The organism is Roseomonas genomospecies 6 (genome assembly GCF_008365375.1).
Taxonomy (GTDB): domain Bacteria; phylum Pseudomonadota; class Alphaproteobacteria; order Azospirillales; family Azospirillaceae; genus Azospirillum.
The window spans coordinates 1-1,019 of sequence record NZ_QOKW01000087.1 but is presented as its reverse complement, the minus strand read 5'-3'; the positions used below and the strand labels follow the sequence as shown (position 1 = coordinate 1,019).

1 protein-coding gene is annotated in these 1,019 nt (G+C 65.2%); it reads left to right on the top strand.

Features of this window, described 5'->3' with window-relative positions:
• On the top strand, positions 1–1,019 hold a 1,019-nt coding region (locus tag DS843_RS30875), incomplete at both ends, for an IS630 family transposase (protein WP_286192419.1).

Genomic DNA, 1,019 nt, shown 5'->3' with positions numbered 1-1,019 from the left:
TTGGCCGCGATCCTCGGCGACCGCAACCGCCCGCATAAGCATGTCCAGCGGGTGAACATCATCATGCTCTCGGCCGAGCGTCTGGCGGTGCAGGAGGTGGCGCGCCGGGCCGGTGTCAGCCGCCCGGCGGTCTGGCGTTGGCAGGTGCGCTACGCCGAACAGGGCGTGGATGCGCTGTTGCGCGACAAGACGCGCAAGCCCGGCCGGGCACCGCTTCCGGCCGCCACCGTGGCCAAGGTGCTGGCGCTGACCTGTTCGGAACCACCCGGCGCCGTGACACACTGGACAGGCCGAGCGGTGGCCAAGGCCGTCGGCATCAGCCTGCGCGCCGTGCAGCGCATCTGGGAAGCCAATCGGCTCCAACCGCATCGATTGCGCACCTTCAAGCGCTCCAACGATCCGGCTTTCGCCGCCAAGGTGGAGGATATCGTCGGCCTCTATATGGACCCGCCCTGCCACGCGGTGGTGCTGTCCATCGACGAGAAGAGCCAGATCCAGGCACTCGACCGCACCCAGCCGGGTTTGCCGCTGAAGCCCGGCAAGTGCGGGACGATGACGCACGATTACAAGCGCAACGGCACCACCACGCTGTTCGCCGCGCTGAACACCCTGGACGGCACTGTGGTCGGCCGCTGCCTGCCCAAGCACACCCACAAGGAGTTCATCAAATTCCTCGCCGCCGTGGAGCGCGCCGTCCCGGCGGGCAAGGTGATCCACGCCATCGTCGACAACTACGCCACCCATAAGCATCCCAAAGTGCTGGAATGGTTGGCCAATCATCCACGATGGGTCTTCCATTTCACGCCGACCTCGGCGTCCTGGATCAACGCCGTCGAGGGCTTCTTCTCCATCATCACCCGCCGAAGCATCCGGCGCGGCGTCTTCAAGTCCGTAGCCGATCTCCAGGACGCCATTGCCCGCTACATTCGCGAGCACAACAGGGCATCCAAGCCCTTCGTCTGGACCAAACCGGCCGAGAAAATCCTCGATAAACTCAGCCGTTTGCCTGCACCTTCTGA